Origin of the sequence: Nocardia ninae NBRC 108245 (genome assembly GCF_007990755.1) — a bacterium.
In the GTDB taxonomy this organism is placed as follows: Bacteria; Actinomycetota; Actinomycetes; order Mycobacteriales; family Mycobacteriaceae; genus Nocardia; species Nocardia ninae.
Map to the genome: position 1 here is coordinate 1 of NZ_BJXA01000163.1, position 4,775 is coordinate 4,775.

Here is a 4,775-nt window from a genome sequence, read left to right on the forward strand (position 1 = left end):
GATGAGTCGATGAGGTGCTGTCGATTTGCCTTGGATATACAGCGGATCAGGTGGGACGCTGCCCGCCGGATGGATATGCCCCTGGCCATGCCCTGTGATGTGCGAGGGTGACGAACTGGTATCGCTGACACTGATCGATCGCTAAATGGTTGCCACATCCGCTGAAACAAACTGTATAATTGTTTGCATAGTTTGTTGGGGATTTGTGAGGCAGCCCATAGACCCCACCGGGCGCCGGACCGAAAGGGCAGGGATCGCGGCGTGGCACAGCCGGACAAGCCGATCGATGGGCGACGAGCACGGGGGCGGCAGCGCCAGGAACTGCTCCTGGCCACTGCGGTCGATCTCGTGCGCCTGCGGGGCTTGCCGGCGCTGCACGCTCGGAACCTGGCCGCCGCGGCGGAAGTTTCGCCGGCCTCTATCGTTTACCACTTCCCCACGCGCGTCGACCTCGTCCAAGCCACTTGCGTCGAAGCCATGCAGCAGGACCTCGCGATGCTGCGGCAGGCGACCGACGACCTGCGCGCCAACACCGACCTGCGTACTATCCCTATCGACGAGCTGGCCGAGTGGTTTTTGAAGCTGGTGGCCGACCGCCAAGGCCCGGGGATGCCGATGCTCAGCTTCTATCTCGAGATCGTCCGTCAACCCGAACTCGCCACCGTCGCGACCCAGTGGGTGGACGACATCCGCGAAATCGCGACCACTGTGCTCACCGAGACCGGCGCCGAGCAGCCCGCCTCGTCCGCCACCCTGCTCCAATCGACCCTTACCGGGCTGCGGCTGCCCCTGCTCGCCCGCCCCGACCTCGACCCGGTCCAGGCTTACCGCGCCGACCTCGCCCGCCTGCTGCATTGGATTCTCGACCGATGAAACGTCCACATTGCTATGCATCCGGCTCAAGCAAGCCTGTGGAGGTCAGGTGCCGTGCGTCGTCGCCGTACAGGCGTGGTCTCTTGATGCCGCTGATCCCGCAGCGGCACGGTCGAACACGCTCATCCTGTGGTCCGTTCACCGGTTACCCGGCGTCTAACTTGCCCGTCGATTCCAGCGTCTTGGCCACCCTCTTGCTCCATAGGCCCACCTGGCCCGCGTCGGCACCCTGATCAGTTCTGGACACTCGAGGTCCGGCATCCGGCCGGTTATCCACCACGCACCAGCGGCGGGGCCAGTGACTACCGTTTGGTTTCCCGTTGCATTTCGGCCACCGGCGTTGGCTTCTCGGGTCATCCCAATCCCCCTCGGAGAGTTCAGCTTTCCTCACAGTCGACCTACCGCACATCAACTTCGATGTCCGGACCTCTGTCGGGATTACCACGTTCCACACGCGCGAGATACCGACCGGGCAGGCCGCCTTCTATATCCCGGGGACGACGGCGCTCTCCCAGGTGAGTACCGTCCTCGACCGGCACCGCGGCGCTGCCACGGCTGATCCCAGCCCCCTGCCAGCTGCTGTGAGCCAGCCGGGCGCACTCAATCCCGTGTTCCGCAGAATTCGACACCACTAGAGCGACGAAATCTACGCTGATCTACGTGTGTGGCGGAATCTGACTCAAGCGATCGTGTCTCTAGGCACCTGCGTTTCCGCTGGCCACAGCACTGGCGTCCATCCGGACCCAACCCCTCGGAACCATCAATCCCGAGCTCCAGCAGCTAGATTCAGCGGCGCAGTACTGTTCGGAACCGCCCCGGAGCTGGCAACCTTCGGTTACGGCTGCGACGTACAGCCGTATGGCGCTGACCTGCAAGGATGGGGCTCCCTAGAGACACGATTCGGGGCGTCCACGGAGTTGGTCGAGTTGAAGCTCGATCTGCGGAAGCTGCCTGGTATCTCGTCGGCTTTCGCTGCCAAGCTCACCGAACCCAGTCCGCGACGGCCGCGTCCCCGGACGCTGGCCTACAGCCGCACCGAGTTCGATCGGATCCTCAACGCTGCTCGCGCCGATTTCCAGCACGCCGCCAAGCGGATGCGAAGCAACCGAGAGCTGCTGCAGCGCTGGCGGGCAGGTGGGAACGGTGAACGAGCACGTCACCGCCCTGCATTTGGGACCGGAAAGGCGACTGCATTCGTGGTGGTTCTAATCGGGCTGACCCCGTTGCCACGCCGAGGACGCCGTGTCGGTGCCGCGCGTTACGGTACGTCCTGCCAGTCTCGCCCGCGACTGTTCCCTGCCGGGTATCGCAACCCCACGCCACGGAACTCTTGGGAGGAAGGGGCGCTCGAACCACGGTGAAACGTGTCGACCTGCACCGGTATCCAAACTCGATTCGTGGTACCGCGGACAGCGTCGGATGTTCGCGGGGACTTCCGCGTGGTCTCGGTGCGGAGAGCGCTAGCGCCTCGGCCGCCACACCGGCGTTCGCTGGCCGATAGCTGTAAGGTTAATCGCATGCGCCCGCCTGGGTGTGCTCGACCGATTCGGAGGTAACTGATGTCTCTGAGTGACAAGATCAGCAACAAGGCCGAGGATCTCGGTGGCAAGGCCAAAGAAGCCGCAGGGCAGATGAGCGGTGACGACTCGCTGCGCGGAGAAGGCAAAGCCGACCAGGCCAAAGCCGGGGTGAAGGGCGCGGTCGAGAACGTCAAAGATGCGATCGAGGACACCGTCGACAAGGTCAAGGACGCTTTCAAGTAGCTGCGTCGCGCCTTGACCCGCGTCAAGTTTTGAGCTGCTCATACGACGTCGGCTCGGTGCCGCAGGCGGGCATGGCCTACCTGCGGCACCGGCTGTGACTACCGATCCGTCCGGAAAAAGGGCGATGATCACAGGCCCGAAACGGCCCGCTCGGGCGCGCGGCCGTCGAGCGCAAGGCTTATAAACACGGAGCCCGGCGCGGTGCCGATCGTTGCCCAACCATCGAACTCGTGGCTCGGCCAGCGCGCAGGAGAATTCGTCGATCCGCCCTCGCTGATGGTCGGTTACCGCAACGCAATTAGCCGCGCCCGACGATTTCGCTACGGGCCGCGATCTTATGGCCGCTTCCCGGCCCCCGTTCGAGCGAGCGTGTCCGCGTTGGCGATCATGCGACGTAGTCGACAGACCACCCCCAGCGTGTCATGCTGAATATTAGCTCTACGACATCGGTTGGCTCGGCTAATCCTGCATCACCTGCATACTCTCAGTTAGCCACACAATCACTAAATCGAACCGATGGAGAGGCCGGCGCGGCGTAACACCACATTCAGCGGTAAGGCGCGACAAAGGAGACGTTATGCGCATCCTCGTGACCGGCGCTTCGGGATATGTGGGTTCGCGCTTGATCCCGGCCCTGCTCACCGAAGGCCATACGGTCGTCGCGGCCATGCGAGATCCCGAGTCTTGTCGCCGGTTCGATTGGGGAGTTGCGGTCGAGGCACGCGCATTCGACGTCGAGGACCCCACCACTATCGATACCGCCACACGCGGCATCGATACGATCGTCTATCTCGTCCATTCCATGGAAAGCGGCGACTTCGTCCGCAAGGACGCCGAAGCGGCCCACGCCGTCGCCGCTGCGGCCACGGAAAACGCCGTGGGGCGCATTGTCTATTTGTCCGGGCTCATACCAGGCGATGACGACTTGTCCGACCATCTGCGTTCGCGGCAGATGGTCGAAGATATCTTTTTGAACTGCGCCGTTCCCACAATCGTGCTGCGCGCCGCGATCGTCATCGGTGCGGGATCGACATCCTTCGAGATCGTGCGCAAAATGACCGAGCGCGTCCCGCTCACACCGATTCCGAGCTGGATGTACAGGCGAGTGCAGCCGATCGCCGTCGAAGACGTCGTGTATCTGTTGTGCGCGAGCGTGACCGACAAGCCACGCAACCGGGCCTACGATATCGGCGGTGACGAAATCCTCACCTACCCCGAACTTTTGCAACGATACGCCCGCGTCGCCGGTCTGCGACGCACTCAGATCGCCCTCCCACTGGTACCCACCTGGCTGGTAGGACGGCTCGTCGCCGCCATTACCGGTGTGCCGGGCAGCACCGTGACCGCTTTGGCGCAGAGTTTGGCCCATGATCTGATCACTGGAAACGACGACGCGAGACGCGACCTCGCCGACAGTCGAAAATTTCTGGGCATCGACGACGCTATTCGACGATCATTGACCACCCAGCGCGAGGGCACCGCCGCACACGGTGACGTGCAGGCACCCTCACCGACCGACCCCGAATGGGCCGGCGGCGACGTCGCGATCGACAACGGGCACAGAACCTACCTCCCCCGGCCACTGCTCACCCACCTGCGCATGGGGCTACGAACCGGGTAGCTCCAACAATCCGACGCCCCTACCGAAACGGAAAACCAATTCAACGCCGAGAAAGGCGTCGACGACGTGCGACTACGCGTGGTGCATCGCTTCGTCATCCCCGCGGGGTCCGTGCACCGCTTCACGCAATCGAGTTGTGGTGAGCGCGCCAGAACCTCGGCAACCCGCGGCGACTTACGCGCCCACGCGGGCAGGATGGCCGGAGAAACCGCTGCCGCGCACCAGATGCAGGGTCCACATGTTTGTCGTTGACCCGCCGGCGCCGTCACCCTCACCGCACCCCCCCCCGGGTGAAAACCTCTCTTTGGACGTGGTCTTCATTCCGCACCATCAAACGGGGCCGTTCTCGTTGAGCTGCCGGCGAACTGGCGACATAGGCAGCGACCTCGGCCTCCAACGCGGCCGAGAGCAACCGCCGGGCGCCGTCGCAGACCATCTTGTCGAGCAACGACCGGGTCGAACCGGGCGCGTCGTTGGCTAACAGAGTGTTTCGCACTACTGTCAACGGTCATCGGGAA

The 4,775-nt window shown here is 63.6% G+C and carries 3 protein-coding genes and 1 pseudogene; 3 read left to right on the top strand and 1 reads right to left on the bottom strand.

Annotated features, from left to right (window positions below; all coding sequences use genetic code 11):
• Positions 1–261: 261 nt before the first annotated feature.
• The 3 genes from NN4_RS44265 to NN4_RS44275 all read left to right on the top strand — a co-directional run bounded on the left by NN4_RS44265 (position 262) and on the right by NN4_RS44275 (position 4,257).
• Positions 262–873, top strand: coding sequence for a TetR/AcrR family transcriptional regulator (locus NN4_RS44265; protein WP_186818931.1), 612 nt, complete (start codon positions 262–264; stop codon positions 871–873).
• Between the two features lie 1,559 nt (positions 874–2,432).
• Positions 2,433–2,636, top strand: coding sequence for a CsbD family protein (locus tag NN4_RS44270; protein WP_147144389.1), 204 nt, complete (start codon positions 2,433–2,435; stop codon positions 2,634–2,636).
• A gap of 577 nt (positions 2,637–3,213) precedes the next feature.
• Complete coding sequence (locus tag NN4_RS44275; protein WP_147144391.1) at positions 3,214–4,257, top strand: NAD(P)H-binding protein; 1,044 nt, start codon at positions 3,214–3,216, stop codon at positions 4,255–4,257.
• Between the two features lie 149 nt (positions 4,258–4,406).
• Here the strand turns inward: NN4_RS44275 and NN4_RS47155 are convergent.
• Positions 4,407–4,705: pseudogene (locus NN4_RS47155) on the bottom strand (IS256 family transposase); the annotation flags it as partial.
• Positions 4,706–4,775: the final 70 nt, after the last annotated feature.

Coding starts and splice junctions, on each gene's coding strand:
- NN4_RS44270 (WP_147144389.1), top strand. CDS start 2,433: ATGTCTCTGAGTGACAAGATCAGCAACAAGGCCGAGGATCTCGGTGGC.
- NN4_RS44275 (WP_147144391.1), top strand. CDS start 3,214: ATGCGCATCCTCGTGACCGGCGCTTCGGGATATGTGGGTTCGCGCTTG.